Source organism: Gramella sp. Hel_I_59 (genome assembly GCF_006714895.1).
Classification (GTDB): domain Bacteria; phylum Bacteroidota; class Bacteroidia; order Flavobacteriales; family Flavobacteriaceae; genus Christiangramia.
On record NZ_VFME01000001.1, the window covers coordinates 2,810,310 to 2,831,169 of the forward strand.

Sequence of the window (20,860 nt, forward strand, 5' to 3'; positions counted from 1 at the left end):
AAAAATCATTTAAATAATATTGGAATGTATCTAGCAAAAGAAAGAAAAGAAGAGATCTTCGAAAAACACGGTAAATCAAAAAATGATACCGGTTCAGCAGAAGGACAAATCGCATTATTTACTTACAGAATCGCTCACCTATCTGAGCACCTGAAGAAAAACCGTAAGGATTTTAATTCAGAGCGTTCGCTGGTAAAGCTTGTTGGTAAGAGAAGAAGCTTACTTGATTACTTAATGAAAAAGGATATCATGAGATATCGTGCAATCATTAAGGAACTTGGACTAAGAAAATAATTTTCAGGGGGCTTTATGCCCCCTTTTTTTATATCTTGAAACAACCTGTTACAGGTTGCTTAAAATTGTCGCCCAGGGGGTAGTTTTTCATTGGTCACAACAACTACACACAACACACAACCCGGCCGTCCGGATGGCGGAGACCTTTGTTTAACTAAAATGATCTGGTTGAAGTTATTCAGATCGAATTTGAAATTATTATGATTCCACAAACATTTAAGGAGGTTATCGATTTAGGAGATGGTAGAACTATTTCCCTCGAAACCGGAAAATTAGCAAAACAGGCTCACGGCTCTGTTGTCGTTCAAATGGGTAAGGCTATGCTACTTTGTACTGTAGTATCTTCGTACAAGCCTACTACCATGGACTTCTTTCCACTAACACTGGATTACCGTGAAAAATTTGCAGCTGCAGGTCTTTTTCCTGGAGGTTACTTCAAGAGAGAAGCTAGACCAAGCAGTGAAGAGATTTTAGTAATGCGTTTAGTAGACCGTGTATTACGTCCACTATTCCCAAAAGACTACAAATTTGAAACTCAGGTAATGATCCAGCTAATGTCTCATGACGATGATGTTATGCCAGACGCACTAGCAGGATTGGCAGCTTCTGCAGCTATCCAATTATCTGATATTCCTTTTGAAACTCCTATTTCTGAAGCTCGAGTAGCAAGAATTAATGGAGAGTTCGTTCTTAACCCAAGCAGAGAGAAACTTGCTGAAGCAGACATGGACATCATGGTTGGAGCTTCTGCAGATTCTGTGATGATGGTAGAAGGACAATTTGACGAATGCTCTGAAGAAGAGATGGCTGAAGCGATTAAATTTGCACATGAAGCGATCAAAATTCAGTGTGAGGCTCAGGTAAAACTTGCTGAAGCATTTGGAAAGAAAGAACCAAGAGAATACGAAGTAGCTGCAACAGATGCAGATATTGAGAAAAAAATTCTTGATGCTACGTACCAGAAATCATATGATATCGCTAAAAGCGGTACCAGCAAAAAAGAGAGAAGTGAAGCTTTTTCTGCAATAAAAGATGAAGTGAAAGCGATGTTCTCTGAAGAAGAGTTAGAAGAAAAAGGTAAAATGATCTCCGGTTACTTCAACGATGCTCAGAAGAAAGCTGTTCGTGACGTTACTTTAAAAGAAGGAACCAGATTAGACGGTAGAAAAACCGACGAGATCAGACCAATCTGGTGTGAGGTAGATTACCTTCCATCTACACACGGTTCAGCGATCTTTACTCGTGGAGAAACTCAGGCACTGGCAACAGTAACATTAGGTACTTCCAGAGAAGCTAACCAGGTGGATCTTCCAACACAACAGGGAGAAGAAACTTTCTATTTACATTATAACTTCCCTCCTTTCTCAACTGGAGAAGCTTACCCAATTAGAGGTACTTCAAGACGTGAGGTTGGTCACGGGAACCTTGCTCAAAGAGCATTAAAAGGAATGATCCCAGCAGATTGTCCTTATACCGTACGTGTAGTATCTGAAGTTTTGGAATCTAACGGTTCTTCTTCTATGGCTACAGTTTGTGCCGGTACAATGGCATTGATGGATGCGGGTGTTCAATTGAAGAAACCAGTTTCAGGTATCGCCATGGGATTAATTTCTGAAGGTGATGACTACGCAGTACTTTCTGATATTCTTGGAGACGAAGATCACCTTGGTGATATGGACTTTAAAGTTACAGGTACTGTAGACGGTATTACGGCTTGCCAGATGGATATCAAGGTGAAAGGACTTTCTTATGAAATCCTGGTAGCTGCATTGAAACAAGCTAGAGATGGTAGACTTCATATTCTGGAGAAACTTTCTGAGACTATTCCAACCGCAAATACTGAAGTTAAAGCGCATTCTCCTAAGATCATCACCAGAAGAATTCCTAATGAATACATTGGTGCATTGATTGGACCAGGTGGAAAAGTGATACAGGAACTTCAGAAGGAAACTGGAACTACGATCGTTATTAACGAAGATCCGGTTACAGAAGAAGGTGTTGTTGAAATTCTAGGAACTCAGCAGGAAGGAATTGACAAGGTTCTTGCTAAGATTGAATCTATTACATTCAAGCCTGAAAAAGGTAGCGTATATGAAGTGAAAGTGATCAAGATCCTTGATTTTGGAGCTGTTGTGGAATATATGGATGCACCAGGAAACGAAGTATTACTTCATATCTCTGAGCTTGCATGGGAACGCACCAATGATGTGAACGATGTTCTTAAAATGGGTGATGTGATCGATGTGAAGTACTTCGGTCTTGATCCTAAAACTAGAAAAGACAAAGTTTCTCGTAAGGCATTGCTTGAAAAACCTGAAGGTTACGTAGCAAGACCACCAAGAGATGACAAACGTGATAATCGTGGATCCAGAGATAGAGATAATCGTGGTTCTCGTGATAACCGAGGCCGTGATAATCGCAGAGACGATCGTCGTGACGATAGAAAACCAAGAGAAGACAAAGAATAGTTTTTCTCTAATCAATAAAAAAAGCCCGGATTTTCCGGGCTTTTTTGTTTCTAACCTGTAAGGTTTTCAACTTCCTGCAGACCTACCCGAAGGTTTTTCCGAAATTATTTTTATGTGAGAATTTGCGTTAGGGATTGTAGCGAATAGCCCACAGCGACTGCAAGGAGCGAGGACTAGTAGCGTAAAGCCCGGCACGAAGTGCAACGCCCGGAAAAATATTTTAAAACTTTTTGTAACATTTTTTGGAATTCTTACGTATAACTACACAGAGACCCTATGCACAATTAAAATCCAAGAGAGATAGATGAGACAACTGAAGATTACGAAGCAGGTTACCAATCGTGAAACCGCTTCGTTAGACAAGTATTTGCAAGAAATTGGAAAAGTGGACCTGATCACGGCTGATGAAGAAGTGGAACTGGCACAAAGAATTAAAGCGGGAGATGACCGCGCGCTGGAGAAATTAACTAAAGCGAACCTTCGTTTTGTTGTTTCTGTAGCCAAACAATATCAAAACCAGGGATTAACCCTACCTGACCTTATCAACGAAGGGAATCTAGGACTTATAAAAGCTGCGAAACGTTTTGATGAAACTCGTGGTTTCAAATTTATATCTTATGCCGTTTGGTGGATTCGTCAATCTATCCTTCAGGCATTAGCTGAGCAATCTCGTATTGTTCGTCTTCCTTTGAACAAAATTGGATCTATAAACAAGATCAATAAAACTTTTGCTTTCCTTGAACAGTCACATGAGCGTCCGCCAAGTGCTGAAGAGATTGCGAAAGAGCTGGATATGACGATTAATGACGTGAAGGAATCCATGAAGAATTCTGGTCGTCACGTATCCATGGATGCTCCACTTGTAGAGGGTGAGGATTCGAACCTTTATGATGTACTACGTTCAGGTGAATCTCCAAATCCAGATAAGGAACTTCTACATGAGTCTCTTAGAACTGAGATCGAGCGTGCATTGGAAACACTTACTCCGCGTGAAGCTGATGTAATCAGACTTTATTTTGGACTAGGTGATCAACATCCAATGACTCTGGAAGAAATTGGCGAGACTTTTGATCTTACTAGAGAAAGAGTACGCCAGATCAAGGAAAAAGCTATTAGAAGATTAAAGCATACTTCCAGAAGTAAGATTTTAAAAACCTATCTTGGTTAAAATATTTAAGATGACAACAGTTTAGTGACGGGAGTGATGACCCGTTATGAGAATAACTGTTCGTTTTTTGATTGATGAATGACCCCGGAGTGATGACCGGGGTTTTTTCTTTTCTATACCAGACTAAATTTTTGTTAATCCAATTTCGGTTTACTCTAATCCGTGATTTTGTTCTTAAATTCTATTCAAAAAGAATTCTAATCATGAAGAAGGTATTAATTGCAGGAGCCTCTGGAGTATTAGGTATGGAACTTTGTAAGTTATTGAGTCAGGACGACGGTATAGAGCTCAGGCTACAAACCAGTTCCAGTGAAGGAGCTGAAAAATTGAAAAAGTATAGTACCAAGATATTTATTGCGGGAAATGAGGATGACTTTACCGGTATTGCAGCGGATATAGATATCGTGATTTCTGCACTTGGGAATAGTGTGAGTCTCTTTACTAAAAATGATTCCTCATTCTATCAAACAGATCTGTATACCAATAAAAAGATTCTTGAAGAAGCAGAAAAGAATAAGGTCAAAAGATTTATATATGTTTCGATTCTGGGTGCAGAGGAAAATGAGAAAATGAGCCTTCCTGGCTCTAACAGACTTTTTGAGAAATCTTTAGAAAGCTCAGGTCTTGAATATACGATCATTCGGCCAGTAGGTTTATTTAGTGGTCTGCACGATTTGGGGATCATGGCGAAAAGAAAGCTGGTTCCGGTTATTGGCGACGGTAAAGCAAAAACCAATTCCATGCACCAGGCTGATCTTGCACTATTTATTACTGAAGTAATGGAAAGTGGTGATAAGCTAATTGAGATAGGCGGTCCTGAAATTCATACTCGTTTGGAAATGGCTGAAATGATTGCTGAAAGATTTGATGCAAAAACATTGAAAGTACCTGAAAACCTTGCTGAAGCAGGTGTAATATTATCTTCATTTTCTGAAGATTTCAAGCATAAACTTGAAAATTTTAAATATATCACTACTCATGATATGATAGGGAAAGCTTATGGAGACAGGACTTTTAAAGAGTATTTAGAAAATGTAGATGAAAACGAGCTACCCTGATGAACGAAGAGTATGATGTGATTATAGTTGGAAGTGGTCCAAACGGGCTGGCTGCAGCCACCTATCTTCAAAAACAAGGCTACAAAACGGCAATATTCGAGCAGGCAGAGAAACCTGGTGGAGCGGCCAGAACAGAGGAAATAACCTTACCCGGTTTTAAGCATGATCTGGGATCTGCTGTGCATCCGTTGGCCTTTGCATCTCCTTATTTTAAAACTTTACCACTGGAAGATTACGGACTCAAATGGATACATCCGGAAATTCCTTTTGCACATCCATTTGATGACGGTACTGCTTTTGGATGTTATAAAGATATCCGTAAAACCGCTAAACAGTTAGGAAAGGATGAACAGAATTATCTCGACCTACTTTTGGACTTTGTTGAGCAATGGCCAGAACTGGAAGAAGATTTACTTGCTCCACTTCGTATCCCACAGAATCTCGAAATGATGTTCAGATTTGGATTGAAAGCATTACCGTCAGCTAAATTTACCGTAGATCGTTACTTTAAGGAGGAAAAGAGTAAAATCTTCTTTTATGGTGCCGCTGCTCATTCCACATTACCTCTCTCTAAACTGGTCTCCTCCTCTTTCGGTTTGGTATTGAATATTCTGGCGCATAGGCATGGCTGGCCGTTTCCTGAAGGCGGGGCAGTTAGGATTGTAGATTCTCTGATTGCTTACTACAAAGATCAGGGTGGTAAAATATTCCTGAATCAACCTGTAACTGATCTGAAAGAATTATCTCCAAGCAAAACATTCATTCTGGACCTCACTCCAAAACAAATCCTTCAAATTAAGAATACCGATCTCAGCAAGACTTACAGAAGCAGATTGGAAAAGTATAAGTATGGAGCCGGGATCTTCAAAATGGATTGGGCTCTTGACAAACCTATCCCCTTCACGAACGAAATTTGCAAAAAAGCCGGAACCGTACATTTTGGATACAGTAAAGAATCTCTTGAAGATTCAGAAGCAGCAGCACATGAAAATAGATTATCCCATGAACCTTACGTGTTGCTGGCACAACCTTCGGTATTTGACTCTAGCAGGGCTCCCGCAGGAAAGCATACAGCCTGGGCCTACTGCCATGTTCCGAATGGAAACACCGAGGATGTGTCTAAACATATTGAAAACCAGATAGAACGAGCAGCTCCAGGTTTTAAAGAAAGCATAATCGCAAAAAAAACCATGAGGACAGACGAACTGCAGGCTTTAAATCCTAATTTAATAGGAGGTGATATCAATGGAGGCAAACAGGATATTAGTCAGTTATTTACCAGACCAATAGCGAGCACTAATCCATATGCAACTTCAAATCCTAGAATTTTCATAGGTTCCTCTTCTACACCTCCTGGTGGTGGCGTTCATGGAATGGGTGGATATTACGCAGCGAGATCGGCAGAAAAATTCCTGTAGAAAAAATAACATCCTTAGAGTTTTGGCGGGATTTAGTAAAAAACTTATATTTTTAAATACATTAAATCATCATTTTCATCATGCGATATGCCATAAGTTACGTTAGTACTGCTGAAAGAAGTCTTTCAGAAATAGAAATCAGACAAATTCTAAATGATTCTGAAGTCAATAATAATAAGCAGAATATTACCGGACTACTACTTTATTCAGAAGGAAACTTTTTCCAGATCATTGAAGGAGACCAAAAACAGATAGTTCAGCTTTACGAAACTATCGAGGATGACTCCCGCCATTTTAATGTCATTAAATTATTCGGAAAAGAGATTAACAAAGAATCCTTCGATGGTTACAAAAGCGATTTTATTTCAGAAGACGCTCGCTATAGCAGTGCCCGACTTCAAAATTATGAGCATTATCTAGAAGTTCTGGACAAACCAACGAAAAATGCCGTTGCTAATATTCTAAAAGCATTTATCGTCTAATACTCTAAAAGCCTGTAATTCTTCTTATTTTTGCAGCTCACACAACAAAATTTTAATGAGCACAACACTTATTGCCCCTTCAGTTCTGGCTTCAGATTTCGGGAATCTACAGAGAGATGTAGAAATGATCAATCAAAGTGAAGCGGACTGGTTTCATATTGACATAATGGACGGTGTTTTTGTACCAAACATCTCATTTGGTATGCCTGTTTTGAAAGCTATTTCTCAACACGCGACTAAAACTATCGATGTTCACCTTATGATCGTGGACCCAGATAGGTATATTAAGGAATTTGCCGCTTTAGGCGCTAATATACTTACAGTTCATTACGAAGCATGCACCCATTTGCATCGTACTCTCCAAGCTATAAAAGCCGAAGGTATGAAAGCTGGTGTTGCAATTAACCCGCATACGAACGTAGATCTGCTAAAAGATGTGATCAAGGATATTGATCTGGTTTGTATAATGAGCGTAAATCCTGGATTTGGTGGACAGAGTTTTATTGAAAATACTTTTAAGAAAGTACAGAAATTGAAGGAGATCATCATGACTAACAACGCACCAACACTTATAGAAATTGATGGTGGTGTTACCGATAAAAATGCAGCGGAATTAAGTAAGGCCGGAGCAGATGTATTGGTGGCAGGTAGTTTCGTTTTTAAGTCTGATGATCAGCCTGGAACCATTAAAAATTTGAGATCTATTGCAAACTCCTAACGAGAATTACGAACTGGTTATTATTGGTGGTGGTCCTATTGGTATCGCCTGTGCGCTGGAAGCAGAAAAGAAGGGCATTTCTTATGTGATTCTTGAAAAAGGCTGCCTGGTGAATTCCCTGTACCACTACCCTACGAATATGACATTCTTTTCCACTTCTGAAAAACTGGAACTGGATAATATTCCGTTTATAAGCAACAATCCTAAACCTGGGAAGCGAGAAGCCCTGGAATACTACCGAAGAATCACGGTTGCTAATAAGATCAATATTCACCTTTTCGAGAAAGTTACGGCAGTGGAGTCTAATGAAGGTTCAGGTCATGTTGTGAAAACTACGAAGTCTGAATATCATACTTCAAAAGTAATCATTGCAACAGGTTTCTATGATATTCCAAATTACCTCGGGGTTCCCGGCGAAGATCTGCCTAAGGTTTCACATTATTACAATGACCCTCATTACTACGCAACCCAGAAAACGATTGTTGTAGGGGCGAGTAACTCTGCTGTGGATGCCGCACTGGAAATCTACCGTAAAGGTGGTGATGTCACTATGATCGTTCGAAAACCACAAATTGGAGAAAGAGTGAAATACTGGGTACGACCAGATATTGTAAACAGGATTGAGGAAGGAAGCATTAAGGCCTATTTTAACGCCGGTATTAAAGAGATTAGGACTAATGAAGTAATAATTGATACTGATGAAGGTGAAGTTTCGATTCCAAATGACTTTGCCTTATTACTTACAGGCTACAGGCCTAACTTTGGATTTCTGCAAAATATTGGAATTGATCTTTCCGACGATGGTAGGAAAATCCCGGAGTATGATCCAGAAACTATGGAAACAAACATCCCTGGCATTTATCTAGCCGGTGTAATTTGTGGTGGAACTGAAACGCACAAATGGTTTATTGAAAACTCAAGAGTTCATGCGAAAATGATCATGAACGATATAGGTAAATAAAAAAAGTCGATTCATCTGAATCGACTTTTTTTATTTATACTGGTCTAGAATCTTAGTCCATAAGAACTACAGAATTGGAACCAAGACCTTTCTTTCTACCAATCAGCTTACCGTAAAACTCAAGGTCTTCCTGATTGTGTTTAAAAGAGTGATCAATTTTTTTACCTATTTCTTTAATTGGAAAGGAATAAACTTCTATCTGGGGATAAGAATTAAAATCATCCTCAGTTTTATTGATTCCAATTTCTACAGCCTTCGTTTGCTTGTTATACACGGCGTACTCAGCCTGAAAATTGTGTCTTAAAAGATCCATACAATCCTGAGAAAGTTCGTTACATTCCTCACAATCACTCATATAAATCTTTACCAGTTCCTTCATTGTCAATCTCAACTGGTTGGTATTAAAATATGCTGCCATAATACTTGCTTTTTTATCTCAAGGCTAAAGTATCGGATAGCTAAGGCTTCGGAAAGTATTTATAGAATGTTTAACGCCAGTGCCTAAATAAATCAAAATTTTCTGTAGAGTATTCAAGGAACTTAGCATAATATTTTAAGTATGTGTTGGAGTGTATTAATTTGTGAGATATGAAAGATAAAATGACCATTGGAGCTGATCAGTACGAATAATGTAATTAGTCAGATGATGCAGATTGATAATTCACAATATTTTATATTTTCGTATGCGTGACTAGATAGTATGCAGCTATTTATCCATACATCGCTATTCGATTATGGTTATCCATAATTTGAATGTTGAAACTTTTATACATTGCAGTCAAATTGATTTGAAGGATTAATAATTCTTCAGTTCATCATAAAATGCCAGATCATATGGATTTGTAAACTGAGTAGGGTCGGTTTGCAATTTCCGATCTGGCTTTTTTGTTTCTACCCGTCAGTTTTACTTCGGAAAGATTTAAGCAGTTGTGAGTTCCAATAACTGTATGCACTTAAAGTACTTTACTGGAGAAGAAACGGAAATAAAAAATCCGTAGAACAAATGCTCTACGGATTCTCCTTGTGACCCCGGCAGGATTCAAACCTGCAACCCTCAGAGCCGAAATCTGATGCGCTATTCAGTTGCGCCACGGGGCCGGTAATAATTTTTATTTATTCAGTCTTTTTCTAACTATTGCTGAGATTGTTTTTCCATCTGCTCTACCAGCCAGTTTAGCCGTAGAAGCACCCATTACTTTTCCCATATCCTGTATTCCGGTTGCACCGGTTTCTACGATCACCTGGTCTACTTCTTTCTCAATATCAGCTTCACTTAATTGTTCTGGAAGAAATTCTTCAATCACAGCAGCCTGAGCTAATTCAGGTTCAGCAAGATCTTCTCTACCCTGTTCCTTATAAATTTCAGCACTATCCTTACGCTGCTTCACAAGTTTCTGCAACAACTTCATTTCTTCGTCTTCGGTAAGTCCGTCATTAGAAGATGATCCTGTGTTCGCTAAAAGTATTTCACTTTTAACAGCACGCAAAGCCTCTAACTTCACACTATCCTTTGCTCTCATGGCCGCTTTCATTTCGACCATTACTTTTTCCTGTAAACTCATGACTGACAAATTATGCAGCGAAGATAAAATTTTCTGCAAGAAAACACTACAGAATCAGGGAATGAAAATTAAGGAAATTCAGGAATACTTATAATACAAATTATCAGCTTACCCACTCTGCTAGAAATCAATCTATTTCAATAAAAAAGCCCCGGGAGTAAAAACCAAAACCCTGGGCCATCAAACTAAAACTTACATTTTGAATCATAGACGAATGTATCTTCTCGAGAAAGGTTTTTTTGATAAGCGTTTTATGTATGAAGAGTCATTAGCCATGCCTTTGCTTATACAATACCCTAAGGCGATTTCAAAAGGAACTGTTATCGACGCACTGACTCAAAACCTGGATTTTGCACCAACCTTTCTGGATTACGCCGGCGCTGAAATTCCTGAAAATATGCAGGGTAAATCTCTTAAGCCTCTACTTTCCAATTCTGAAGAAAAAAAGACCTTCAGAAATGCCATTTATTATCATTATTATGATTTTCCAGCTTTTCATATGGTTAAAAGGCACTACGGAATAAGAACAGACCGGTATAAACTTATCCATTTTTACGATGATATTGACGAATGGGAACTTTACGATCTTGAGACAGATCCAAAAGAGTTAAACAATCTATATGGTGATCAAAAGTATGCTGATATTCAGAAGAAACTACACTTAGAGTTAGAAGAACTTCAGAAGAATTACGAGGTGACTGAAGAGGAATTCGCCACTACGCCAAAAGCTCAGGTGAAAAAAGCCTATGAAAATTTTGCCCGTCTTGCTGATGAGGAGCCAGATTCTTATGAAGGGTATCAATATTTAAAAAAGAATTAATCTTTTGAGCTAATAGTTTATCGTTTAGGAGTCAGTATGGTTATGGAATATTTCCTATTTTTGGATAAATTCCTAATTATGGATTTCGATCGAATAAAAGAAAAATTAAATATCCTTGCCGATGCTGCTAAATATGATGTTTCATGTTCAAGCAGTGGATCCAAGCGAACCAATACTAAGAAAGGTTTGGGCGATTCTTCAGGAATGGGGATTTGCCATTCCTATACGCAGGATGGCCGGTGTGTCTCCTTATTGAAGATCCTTCTTACGAATCATTGCATATTCGATTGCGCTTATTGCGTTACTCGAAAGTCTAATGATATTAAGAGAGCTGCTTTTAAAGTACAGGAAGTTGTAGATCTTACCATAAGCTTTTATCGTAGGAATTACATTGAAGGTCTTTTTTTAAGTTCCGGAATCTTTAAGAGTCCAGATCATACGATGGAAAGACTGATCCGGGTAGCCAAGAAGTTACGGGAAGAAGAGAACTTTAATGGCTATATACATCTTAAGAGCATTCCCGGAGCCAGTGATGAATTAATGAGAGAGGCTGGACTCTATGCCGACAGGCTAAGCGTAAATATTGAGATCCCAACAAAATCAGGTCTTAAACTACTTGCTCCCGAGAAAAAACACGAGGACTTCATGAAGCCAATGGAGAAGGTGAAGAATGAGATCATTCAGTACAAATCTGAATCGAAACTTATCAAAAGCACACCTAAATACGCTCCTGCGGGTCAAAGTACCCAGATGATCGTTGGAGCTACCGGTGAAAGCGATAGGGACATCATGTACTCATCGGCATTCTTCTATAAAAACTATAATATGAAGCGGGTTTATTACTCTGGTTATGTCCCAATTAGTAATGATCCGCGTTTACCCGCATTAGGAACCCAGGTTCCTATGATGCGCGAAAACCGGCTCTATCAAACAGATTGGTTAATGCGCTTCTATGGGTATGATGTTCGGGAACTTTTGAATAATGATTTCCAGCATCTTGAAATGGATATAGATCCTAAACTGAGTTATGCACTCCGTAACCGACATTTATTCCCTGTAGATATTAATAAGGTCGACAAACAGTTACTATTACGCGTTCCGGGAATTGGATTAAAGTCGGTTAATAAGATCCTTCAGGCAAGAAAATTTAGAAAATTGAACTGGGAGCATCTTCAAAAGATAGGCATTTCTATGAATCGCGCTAAATATTTTATTACCTGTGATGCCAGAGAAAAGGAACTGAAAGATGTAAGCAGTGAAAACTTAAAGCAGTTAATTATGCAGAATTCCTTCAGCAAATATCGAAAGGAGTTTACCCAGCAACTTAGTTTATTTTAATGAAAAGCGTTGTACTGAAATATGATGGAAGTTTTCCGGGATTTTTAACCTGTGTCTTTAATGCCTATGAGCAGAAACTGGAAATTGCAGAGATCATTCCTGAAGGAGAAGATCAAAAACAATTATTTAGTGAAACACTAGAAGTAATTACTGAAGATTTCAAGGTACAGAGAGTTTTAAAATCATTGAAGAAAAAGTTGTCATCTAACGGTTTTACGAGGTTATACTATTCTTTCCTGAGTGAAATTCCTGGGATCGAACTGAAGATGTATGATATGATACGGTATGTCTATAGTTCTCAGGAGAAAGCAGAACTGGATTACTCGCATCCTTCAGTGCTGGATATATCCAAAGCAGCAAAACAAGTTGGCCGGGAAAAGCATAGAATGGAGGCATTCATAAGATTTAGACTTACTAAAGACGACCTTTATTTCGCAGTGATTGAACCAGATTTTAATGTGTTGCCTGTGATCACGAAGCACTTCAAAAGCAGGTATGCAGACCAGCGATGGTTGATCTATGATCTTAAGCGAAAACTGGGTATACATTATGATCTTCAGAAGGCAGAATATGTTTCGATGGAATTACCTGAAGATATAGGCATCTCAGGCGGAAATCCCGACTATTTTGCTGAAGGAGAAATCTACTTTCAGCATTTATGGAAAGAATATTTTGACTCCACAAACATCAAAAGTCGAGTAAATATGCGGCTTCACATTCAACACGTTCCTAAAAGATATTGGAAATATTTAAGTGAAAAGAGTCCTTTTGCATAATAAAATTTTGTTTAAATTTGTGTCTTCAACTAATTAAACATTTTACAATGAAAAAATTTTTATTATTATTTGCAGTTGCATCAATGAGCCTTTCTATCTATTCTTGTAGAGAAACTACTGAAGAGAACATGGAAGCAGATATGGAGCAAGCAGGTGAAGACGTAGAAAACGAAATGGAAGAAGCTGGTCAGGAAGTAGAAGATGCTGCTGAGAACGCTGAAACCGAAATGGAAGAAGAAGTAGAAGGAACTGACGATATGAACGGTGATGATGATATGTAATCATTTTCTTTCTTAATATGATTAAAGCCATTCATTTGAATGGCTTTTTTTAGTTTAACCCTAAAATTATAAATGATGAAAAAGACTGTAATGATCCTGGCCTTAGCTGCAATGAGTATTTCTATGTACTCCTGCCGAGAAACAACCCAGGAAAAGACTGAAGAAGCAGCAGAAGCAATTGGAAATGACATTGAAGATGGTGCCAGAGAAGCTGGAGAAAAGATCGAGCGCGGAGCTAAAAAAGTTGGTGAAGAGATCGATGAGGAAATTCACGATACAGACGATGTAAATAATGAGGAAGCGACAGATGATACTGTCCAGTAGTACTAAAAGCGGCACGATGTGTCGCTTTATTTTTTTCTTTCTATAACGTAATTTACCATTAATTCTAAACTATCCCGGTATTCAGATTCTGGGTAGTCCTGTAATAATAGAAGTGCTTCTTTCTGAAACTCTTTCATACGTTTAACTGCGTAGTCCAGTCCACCATTGTCTTTCACGAAATCAATAACTTCTCTTACCCTTTTACGATCCTTATTATGATTCTTGACAGAATTGATCAACCACTTCTGATCTTTTTCAGAAACAGTATTTAGGGTATAAATTAAGGGTAAAGTCATTTTTTGTTCCTTGATATCGATTCCCGTAGGCTTCCCAATCTTTTCAGTACCATAGTCGAAAAGGTCATCTTTGATCTGGAAGGCCATACCTATAAGTTCTCCAAATCTCCGCATTTTTGCAACATCAGGACTTTCAGGATTTACAGAAGCCGCACCAAGACTACAACAAGCCGCAATCAACGTTGCAGTTTTCTGTCGTATAATATCATAATAAACCGCTTCGGTTATATCAAGTCTTCGGGCTTTTTCAATTTGCAGTAGTTCCCCTTCGCTCATTTCGCGAACAGCTACAGAAATGATCTTCAGTAGATCAAAATCATTATTATCAATGGAAAGTAGTAAACCTTTACTTAACAAATAATCACCCACAAGAACGGCGATCTTATTTTTCCATAAAGCGTTAATACTGAAGAAACCTCTTCTTCTATTGGAATCATCCACAACATCATCGTGTACCAGGGTGGCAGTATGTATTAGCTCAATGACAGATGCGCCACGATAAGTTCTCTCGTTCACATTACCTTCAGAAACCATTTTGGCAACCAGGAATACGAACATGGGACGCATTTGCTTCCCTTTTCGGTTTACGATATAATGAGTGATCCTGTTTAGAAGGGCTACTTTGGAAGACATGGATTCGAAGAACTTTTTTTCAAAAAGTTCCATCTCTTTTTCTACCGGTAGCTTTATTTGAGAGATGACCTTCATTAAGGCTGTAAATATAAGAGTTTTAAAGAGGTTTTATCCTTTATCATTAAGCCGATTTATTCGCCAGTTGCCCACAGGCTGCATCAATATCCTTACCTCTTGAACGCCTTACCGTTACTGTAATATTGTTTCTTTCCAGCATTTGCTCGTACATTCTCGTTGCTTCTCCAGCTGCCTGCTGGAAATTACCATCATCAATTGGATTGTACTCTATAAGGTTCACCTTACATGGAACATATTTACAGAAACTTACCAGCGCCTGCGCATCTTCCCGGGTGTCGTTAATATCTTTCCAGACAATATATTCGTAAGTAATCCGGCTTCCGGTTTTAGAATACCAGTATTCAAGAGATTCTCTAAGATCTTCCAGCGGAAAAGTTTCGTTGAAAGGCATAATCTGTGTCCGCACTTCGTTTCTAGCCGAATGCAGGGATACCGCCAGTTTGATCTTAGCTTCATCATCTGCCAGCTTTTTGATCATTTTAGGAACGCCAGAAGTTGATATTGTTATTCTCTTTGGAGACATACCCAAACCTTCCGGAGAAGTGATCTTTTCAATGGACTTCATTACATTATTGTAATTCATCAAAGGCTCACCCATTCCCATAAATACGATGTTGGATAAAGGTCGGTCAAAGTATAACCTGCTTTCATTATCGATCGCAACCACCTGATCGTAAATTTCATCAGGATTAAGGTTACGCATACGTTTTAACTTCGCAGTAGCACAAAACTGGCAATCAAGACTGCAACCAACCTGTGAAGAAACACAAGCCGTAGTTCTTGTTTTTGTTGGGATTAAAACGGACTCTACTGTAAGTGAATCATGTAATTTCACCGCATTTTTTATCGTACCATCACTACTTCGCTGCATACGATCCACACGAATATGATTAATCACAAAGTTCTCATCCAGCATTTGCCGGGTAGATTTTGAGAGGTTTGTCATATCCTCAAAAGAATGCGCCGCTTTACTCCAAAGCCATTCATAAACCTGAGTTCCACGAAAGGATTTATCTCCCTGTGACACAAAGAACTCCTGCAATTGCTGCTTGGTTAATGCCCGTATATCTTTTTTCCTGTCTTTCACGCTGCTAAATTACAAAGTTATTACCGAAGCTTCAGTCTTTTACAAGACAATAGCTTACAAAAAAGGCCATAAACCGAAATCGGATTATGGCCTTTAAATTTTATTTTCGACTTATTAGATGATCAGCATTGCGTCACCATAAGTATAGAATCTGTATTTTTCCTTTACTGCTTCTTCGTAAGCCTTTTTCATAAAGTCATGACCGGCAAATGCAGAAACCATCATCAATAACGTAGATTTTGGCGTATGGAAATTAGTAATCATACAGTTTGCAATATTGAAATCGTATGGAGGAAAGATGAACTTGTTAGTCCATCCACCAAATTCGTTTAAAGTCTGGTCTGAAGATACAGCACTCTCAAGAACCCTCATTACAGTTGTTCCAACCGCACAAACTCTGCGCTTATCGCGTTTCGCCTGGTTGATAACATCTGTAGCGTTCTTTTCAATAAAAGCTTCTTCACTATCCATTTTATGCTTGGAAAGATCTTCAACTTCCACCGGGCTAAATGTTCCCAGTCCAACGTGAAGTGTAACTTCAGCAAAATCAACACCTTTGATCTCCAAACGTTTTAGTAAGTGCTTGGAAAAGTGAAGTCCTGCAGTAGGAGCTGCAACAGCACCTTCATTTTTGGCGTAGATCGTCTGGTATCTTTCTTCGTCTTCAGGCTCTACTTCTCTTTTGATATACTTCGGAAGAGGAGTTTGGCCTAGTTCTTTTAATTTCTGTCTGAAATCACTGTAAGAACCATCGTAAAGAAAACGCAGTGTTCTACCTCTTGAAGTTGTATTATCGATTACTTCAGCAACAAGACTTTCGTCTTCACCGAAGTATAATTTATTACCAATTCTTATCTTTCTTGCAGGATCAACAAGTACGTCCCACAATTTTGTTTCTGGGTTGAGTTCTCTAAGAAGGAAAACTTCAATTCTGGCTCCGGTTTTCTCTTTATTTCCGAAGAGCCTCGCAGGAAAAACTTTCGTATTATTAAGAACCATCACATCTTCCGGCTCGAAATAATCAATTAAATCTTTAAATTTTTTATGTTCAATCGTCTGCTCCTTACGGTTTAGAACCATTAGCCTTGCTTCATCCCTGTTTTCAGAAGGATATTCAGCCAAAAGTTCTTGAGGCAGTTCAAAATTGAAATTTGAAAGTTTCATTCCCATAGTTCCTGTTTTAAAAGCTGCAAATATACAATCTCAACATAGGCGTTGTCAAGTAAATGGCGGTTTATTTATAGAATAATTCTATTCTTTACAGGTGTAGCCAAGTTCTTTAAGATCTTCCCAGAAATCTGGATAGGATTTGGACACAACTTCAGCGTCCAGAATGCGCAGATCTGTCTTTAATGCAAGTGGAGCGAAGGCCATCGCCATACGATGATCATTATAAGTTTCGATTTCAACGCCCTGCTTCAAGTCAGGATTCGGAATTAGTTGCAAACTATCTCCTGTAATTCTGACTTCTGTACCAAATTTCTCAATTTCATTCTTGAGAGCCTGCAGCCTGTCAGTTTCCTTAATCTTCAGAGTATGTAAACCTGTGAGCATACACTCGGTTTTAGTCGCGAGACAGGTAACGGCGATAGTTTGTGCGATATCCGGAGAATTACGAAGATCTTCCCGAAGACTTCGAGCCCGAGCTTTTTTTGTCTTCTTCAGCGTAATACTATTTTCAGTATAAATGGTTTCCACACCAAAGTGCTTATAAATTTCAGCTAGTGAAGAATCTCCCTGCCTGCTTTCCTTTCGGTAATTATTAAGTTTAATTTCCGCAGTTTCAGAAATAGCGGCAAGACTATAGAAGTAGGAAGCAGAACTCCAGTCTGATTCCACAGGAATAGTTACCGCTTTTACAGATTCCTGAGGTTCAATAAAGATCCTGTCTTTTACAAATTTACCATTGATCCCGGCCTGTTTGATAATTTCCAGCGTCATAAGAATATAGGGCGTGGAAGTTACGGGACCTTCCAGAATGATCTCGAGCCCTTTCGGCAAGGTTGCACCTATGAGCATCAATGCTGAAATATACTGGCTACTTACATTTGCTTCCAGCTTAACTGAAGATGCGTGTAATTTTTTTCCCTTGATAATCAAAGGCGGATAACCGGTCTCATTTTTATAAGTGATGTCGGCGCCCATACGTTGTAAGGCATCTACCAGCAATCTGACTGGTCGCTCCTTCATTCTTTTGCTTCCGGTAAGCTCAACTTCACAGCCTTCCTTCACCGCAAAATAAGCCGTTAGAAAACGCATTGCCGTTCCCGCGTGATGTATATCTATGATCCCGTTCCCTTTTTCAAGGGCTTTCTTCAATACTTCAGAATCATCACTATTCGAAAGATTTTCGATCGAAATTTCCGGGTACAATGCCTGCAGAATTAGCAAACGATTCGATTCACTTTTAGAACCTGTGATTTGAAGCGCTGCTTTCAGGTTCTTTTCTTCGGTATGTAGGGATAAATTCATGAGAGTTCGTAAAGATGAATTACGAAATTACTCTTTCTTTTCTTTACTGCGAAACTGTCCAAACGACAAAATAAAACCATAAAGAAACGAAGCGATCAACTGTCCGATAATAAAACGAGCTAGTTTCCCATTTGCCGTACGCTCTTCAAAGAACCTCGTAAATTCGAAACCGCCGTATTCGAATAGCATCGTGATCACATTATACAATACGAGAAAAGAAAGACCTAACCAGAAAACCGACTTCCAGAATGGACGTTCAGAAACCATTTCTTTGAACTTCATTATTGCAGTTTTTCGTTGTTCTTATGTCTGTCCTTATCACGTTGTGTCTTGAGGTCAAGCTTTTTATCAAATGCATCCTGCAAATTAATTCCAGTCTGGTTTGCCAGGCAAAGAACTACAAATACCACATCTGCCAGCTCCTCACCAAGGTCTTTGTTCTTATCGCTTTCTTTCTCACTTTGCTCCCCATAACGACGGGCAATGATACGGGCTACTTCTCCAACTTCTTCTGTTAACTGAGCCATATTGGTAAGCTCATTGAAATATCGCACTCCGTGTTCCTGTATCCAGTTATCTACCGCTGTCTGCGCGTTCTTCAAGTCCATCTGCTGAAATTTTCTTCAAAACTATGCTTTCATTTTGTTTTTTGATGATGTTGTCGTAAAACTTTTGAATGTATTCATAGTCTGTCGCAGCAAAAATTGTTTGCGCCAGGTTCACTTCAGAATCTATTCTTATCACATTATTGCTGTGCTTTACCAGGTATTTAAACTCTCCGGCAGCATCCTTTAATTGCACCATAGCACTCTGCGGAAGCGATTCGACCTCATAACCTTCAGGGATCAACATATTTACCTGGTGATGCTTCTTCATTGGAAAATCAAAATAGATTGGAAGTGTTCTGGTTTCAGATTTAAAAGGATTTTCAGAAGTTACATCAAACAACATAGGCTTTACATAGATCTTGTCTCCAATTACATCCTGTCCGCTTTGGGTATTGAACTCATAGGTATTGTGAATTCCTTCTCCAAGTTTTTCAAAGTTTTCAATCTTTACTTCGGAAATGGAATAGTTGCTCAATGCCGATTCCAGGTTTGCCGTAGCATCGCTTAAATTCCCATGATTTAACCTGAAGTTTCTAGCATAAAGAGCATCGAGATTATTGAAGTATTTACCTGAAATTCCATCTTCTGCCAGCTGAACATTCAGCCTGGTTTTATTTTGTGAAAAATACAAAGGTTGCAGATTCACCCATTCTGAAGTACCATCTTCACGAATCAATCTACCTTGCCAGTTTCTTGCTCTTTTGGGCAGTTCCCCAGGAATCGCCAGTGGATCACTTGCATCCATCAGGATCACTTTATCACCAATTTTTGCGGCAGCAATCAAGTAATTAAATCCATTTTTAGTTGGAAACAGAGGAGTGCCATTACTAACCGTACTTACTAGGACTGGATTGGCATCGATATTAGCATACTTCAGCATGGAAACCAGTAAAAGATTAATATCACCGGTATTTCCAATACCTTCCTCGTAAGCATCACGCAGGCCATTTTCAGCTATATAACCCACATAATCATTCCAGGTCATCTTTTGTTTTACAAAATTGAAGATCTTATTCATTTTTTGTTCCTGGTTGGTCAATGTGCCAAGCAAAGCATCGATATCATCATCGAAAAAACGCTGATTGCGGAGTTCTGTGTTGAATCCACTATCATTATAAATGGATTTGGAAACACCTTCCCAGGTTTGCGAGTAATTATCAATAGGAGAATTTGGAAACTTGGTAAACTTTAATTCCCAATCTAAAAATGCCCCGTAATTCTCCATATAATCTACATGACTTTCAGCTTTAAGGGCAGGGATATCTTCTTGGTCGATCTCATAAGTGTTTTGCATATAATCTAACACACTGTTGCTAGTGGAATGGCTAACAACCTTTCCGCCGTAAGAAGAATTTCTCTGATTATTAGAAAAGGACCTTTTAAATGGCTTGGTTCCCTGATTAATTTTAGCATAGAAAGCTGCTTTTGGATTGTTATAAACTCCAAAATTTAAATACTCCGGGATCGTCACGCTTATATTCAGTTTGTCAATAGGAATTGTATACTGCAAATTGATACGATCCATCGAGGTCGTGATCCGGTCGCTGATTTTCTTATACTCATATTCGATCACCGTTCCCTCTTTTACCGCAGGCATGGTGAACGTAGTAAGCTCACGATATTTACTTGCCTCATTCTCATAAATATCCTTACGATCGAGCTTGGTTTCCTTAACTTTTCCGTTTTCAAGGTTGTAACTAACTCCCTTTACTCCAGAAACGTTTTCCTCGTAACCTCCTTTATAGGCACTGATCTTATGCGTTGCCCAGTCGAAACCATCTTTGCTGTAGATCTTAATACGTTCGTGATATTCAGTTACCACAAAAAAGCCGGTGTTTGGCTTATAATCATAGTATGTACGCTGATATTTATATAAAACGGCAGCATTCGCATCAGGATCTTTGTCGTGTTGTTTCTGGGCAACTTCACTTTTAGATACTTTTCCGAATTTATAATTCTGGGCATAGGTCGTGCTACTCAGAATTAAGAAACTGAGAATAAAAAGGTATTTGGTCATG

22 protein-coding genes and 1 tRNA gene are annotated in these 20,860 nt (G+C 38.8%); 13 read left to right on the forward strand and 10 right to left on the reverse strand.

Annotation, left to right across the window (positions count from 1 at the left end; all coding sequences use genetic code 11):
* Positions 1-24 precede the first annotated feature (24 nt).
* From rpsO to JM79_RS12990, 8 genes are all read left to right on the forward strand, one after another.
* Positions 25-294: a 30S ribosomal protein S15 gene (gene rpsO / locus JM79_RS12955; RefSeq protein WP_141878553.1), complete on the forward strand. Its 270-nt coding sequence runs from the start codon at positions 25-27 to the stop codon at positions 292-294.
* A 200-nt stretch (positions 295-494) separates the two neighbouring features.
* On the forward strand, positions 495-2,762 hold the full coding sequence (locus JM79_RS12960; RefSeq protein WP_141878554.1) for a polyribonucleotide nucleotidyltransferase: 2,268 nt from the start codon (positions 495-497) through the stop codon (positions 2,760-2,762).
* 304 nt (positions 2,763-3,066) lie between these two features.
* Entirely contained in the window at positions 3,067-3,930 is an 864-nt protein-coding gene (locus JM79_RS12965; protein WP_011708302.1) for a sigma-70 family RNA polymerase sigma factor, read from the forward strand.
* A 203-nt stretch (positions 3,931-4,133) separates the two neighbouring features.
* Complete coding sequence (locus JM79_RS12970) at positions 4,134-4,988, forward strand: NAD(P)H-binding protein (RefSeq protein ID WP_185739498.1); 855 nt, start codon at positions 4,134-4,136, stop codon at positions 4,986-4,988.
* Entirely contained in the window at positions 4,988-6,406 is a 1,419-nt protein-coding gene (locus tag JM79_RS12975) for an NAD(P)/FAD-dependent oxidoreductase (RefSeq protein ID WP_141878556.1), read from the forward strand. The genes JM79_RS12970 and JM79_RS12975 overlap by 1 nt, the downstream gene beginning before the upstream one ends.
* Positions 6,407-6,486: 80 nt before the next feature.
* Entirely contained in the window at positions 6,487-6,888 is a 402-nt protein-coding gene (locus tag JM79_RS12980; RefSeq protein WP_141878557.1) for a BLUF domain-containing protein, read from the forward strand.
* A gap of 55 nt (positions 6,889-6,943) precedes the next feature.
* Entirely contained in the window at positions 6,944-7,606 is a 663-nt protein-coding gene (rpe, locus tag JM79_RS12985) for a ribulose-phosphate 3-epimerase (protein WP_141878558.1), read from the forward strand.
* Positions 7,593-8,567: a YpdA family putative bacillithiol disulfide reductase gene (locus JM79_RS12990; protein ID WP_141878559.1), complete on the forward strand. Its 975-nt coding sequence runs from the start codon at positions 7,593-7,595 to the stop codon at positions 8,565-8,567. Before rpe ends, JM79_RS12990 begins: the two co-directional genes overlap by 14 nt.
* Positions 8,568-8,619: 52 nt before the next feature.
* Here the strand turns inward: JM79_RS12990 and JM79_RS12995 are convergent, their stop codons facing one another.
* The 3 genes from JM79_RS12995 to JM79_RS13005 all read right to left on the reverse strand — a co-directional run bounded on the left by JM79_RS12995 (position 8,620) and on the right by JM79_RS13005 (position 10,129).
* Complete coding sequence (locus JM79_RS12995; RefSeq protein ID WP_141878560.1) at positions 8,620-8,985, reverse strand: hypothetical protein; 366 nt, start codon at positions 8,983-8,985, stop codon at positions 8,620-8,622.
* 606 nt (positions 8,986-9,591) lie between these two features.
* Positions 9,592-9,665: transfer RNA gene (locus JM79_RS13000), tRNA-Arg, on the reverse strand.
* A gap of 11 nt (positions 9,666-9,676) precedes the next feature.
* Entirely contained in the window at positions 9,677-10,129 is a 453-nt protein-coding gene (locus tag JM79_RS13005) for a GatB/YqeY domain-containing protein (protein ID WP_141878561.1), read from the reverse strand.
* 199 nt (positions 10,130-10,328) lie between these two features.
* Between JM79_RS13005 and JM79_RS13010 the strand changes: the two genes are divergently transcribed.
* From JM79_RS13010 to JM79_RS13030, 5 genes are all read left to right on the forward strand, one after another.
* Positions 10,329-10,949, forward strand: a complete 621-nt coding sequence (locus JM79_RS13010; protein ID WP_347707213.1) for a sulfatase/phosphatase domain-containing protein — start codon at positions 10,329-10,331, stop codon at positions 10,947-10,949.
* A 78-nt stretch (positions 10,950-11,027) separates the two neighbouring features.
* Complete coding sequence (locus JM79_RS13015; RefSeq protein ID WP_141878562.1) at positions 11,028-12,287, forward strand: putative DNA modification/repair radical SAM protein; 1,260 nt, start codon at positions 11,028-11,030, stop codon at positions 12,285-12,287.
* Positions 12,287-13,063 (forward strand): TIGR03915 family putative DNA repair protein, encoded by a 777-nt coding sequence (locus JM79_RS13020; RefSeq protein WP_141878563.1) that lies wholly within the window; start codon positions 12,287-12,289, stop codon positions 13,061-13,063. The genes JM79_RS13015 and JM79_RS13020 overlap by 1 nt, the downstream gene beginning before the upstream one ends.
* A gap of 47 nt (positions 13,064-13,110) precedes the next feature.
* Positions 13,111-13,344, forward strand: coding sequence for a hypothetical protein (locus tag JM79_RS13025; protein WP_141878564.1), 234 nt, complete (start codon positions 13,111-13,113; stop codon positions 13,342-13,344).
* A 72-nt stretch (positions 13,345-13,416) separates the two neighbouring features.
* Entirely contained in the window at positions 13,417-13,668 is a 252-nt protein-coding gene (locus tag JM79_RS13030) for a hypothetical protein (RefSeq protein WP_347707214.1), read from the forward strand.
* Between the two features lie 26 nt (positions 13,669-13,694).
* Here JM79_RS13030 and JM79_RS13035 read toward each other — a convergent pair whose 3' ends face one another.
* The 7 genes from JM79_RS13035 to JM79_RS13065 all read right to left on the reverse strand — a co-directional run bounded on the left by JM79_RS13035 (position 13,695) and on the right by JM79_RS13065 (position 20,859).
* Positions 13,695-14,672, reverse strand: a complete 978-nt coding sequence (locus tag JM79_RS13035) for a polyprenyl synthetase family protein (RefSeq protein ID WP_141878566.1) — start codon at positions 14,670-14,672, stop codon at positions 13,695-13,697.
* A 46-nt stretch (positions 14,673-14,718) separates the two neighbouring features.
* Positions 14,719-15,762, reverse strand: coding sequence for a 23S rRNA (adenine(2503)-C(2))-methyltransferase RlmN (gene rlmN / locus JM79_RS13040; protein WP_141878567.1), 1,044 nt, complete (start codon positions 15,760-15,762; stop codon positions 14,719-14,721).
* 114 nt (positions 15,763-15,876) lie between these two features.
* Positions 15,877-16,926 carry a tRNA preQ1(34) S-adenosylmethionine ribosyltransferase-isomerase QueA gene (queA, locus tag JM79_RS13045; RefSeq protein ID WP_141879243.1) on the reverse strand — a complete coding sequence of 350 codons (1,050 nt, stop codon included), beginning with the start codon at positions 16,924-16,926 and terminating at the stop codon, positions 15,877-15,879.
* Positions 16,927-17,013: 87 nt separating this feature from the next.
* Positions 17,014-18,234 (reverse strand): 3-phosphoshikimate 1-carboxyvinyltransferase, encoded by a 1,221-nt coding sequence (gene aroA, locus JM79_RS13050; RefSeq protein WP_141878568.1) that lies wholly within the window; start codon positions 18,232-18,234, stop codon positions 17,014-17,016.
* A 27-nt stretch (positions 18,235-18,261) separates the two neighbouring features.
* Positions 18,262-18,516: a hypothetical protein gene (locus JM79_RS13055; protein WP_141878569.1), complete on the reverse strand. Its 255-nt coding sequence runs from the start codon at positions 18,514-18,516 to the stop codon at positions 18,262-18,264.
* Positions 18,516-18,842 carry a nucleotide pyrophosphohydrolase gene (locus JM79_RS13060; RefSeq protein WP_141878570.1) on the reverse strand — a complete coding sequence of 109 codons (327 nt, stop codon included), beginning with the start codon at positions 18,840-18,842 and terminating at the stop codon, positions 18,516-18,518. The genes JM79_RS13055 and JM79_RS13060 overlap by 1 nt, the downstream gene beginning before the upstream one ends.
* A complete protein-coding gene (locus JM79_RS13065) occupies positions 18,808-20,859 on the reverse strand; it encodes a DUF3857 domain-containing protein (protein WP_141878571.1) in 2,052 nt (683 codons plus the stop codon). The genes JM79_RS13060 and JM79_RS13065 overlap by 35 nt, the downstream gene beginning before the upstream one ends.
* Position 20,860 lies beyond the last annotated feature (1 nt).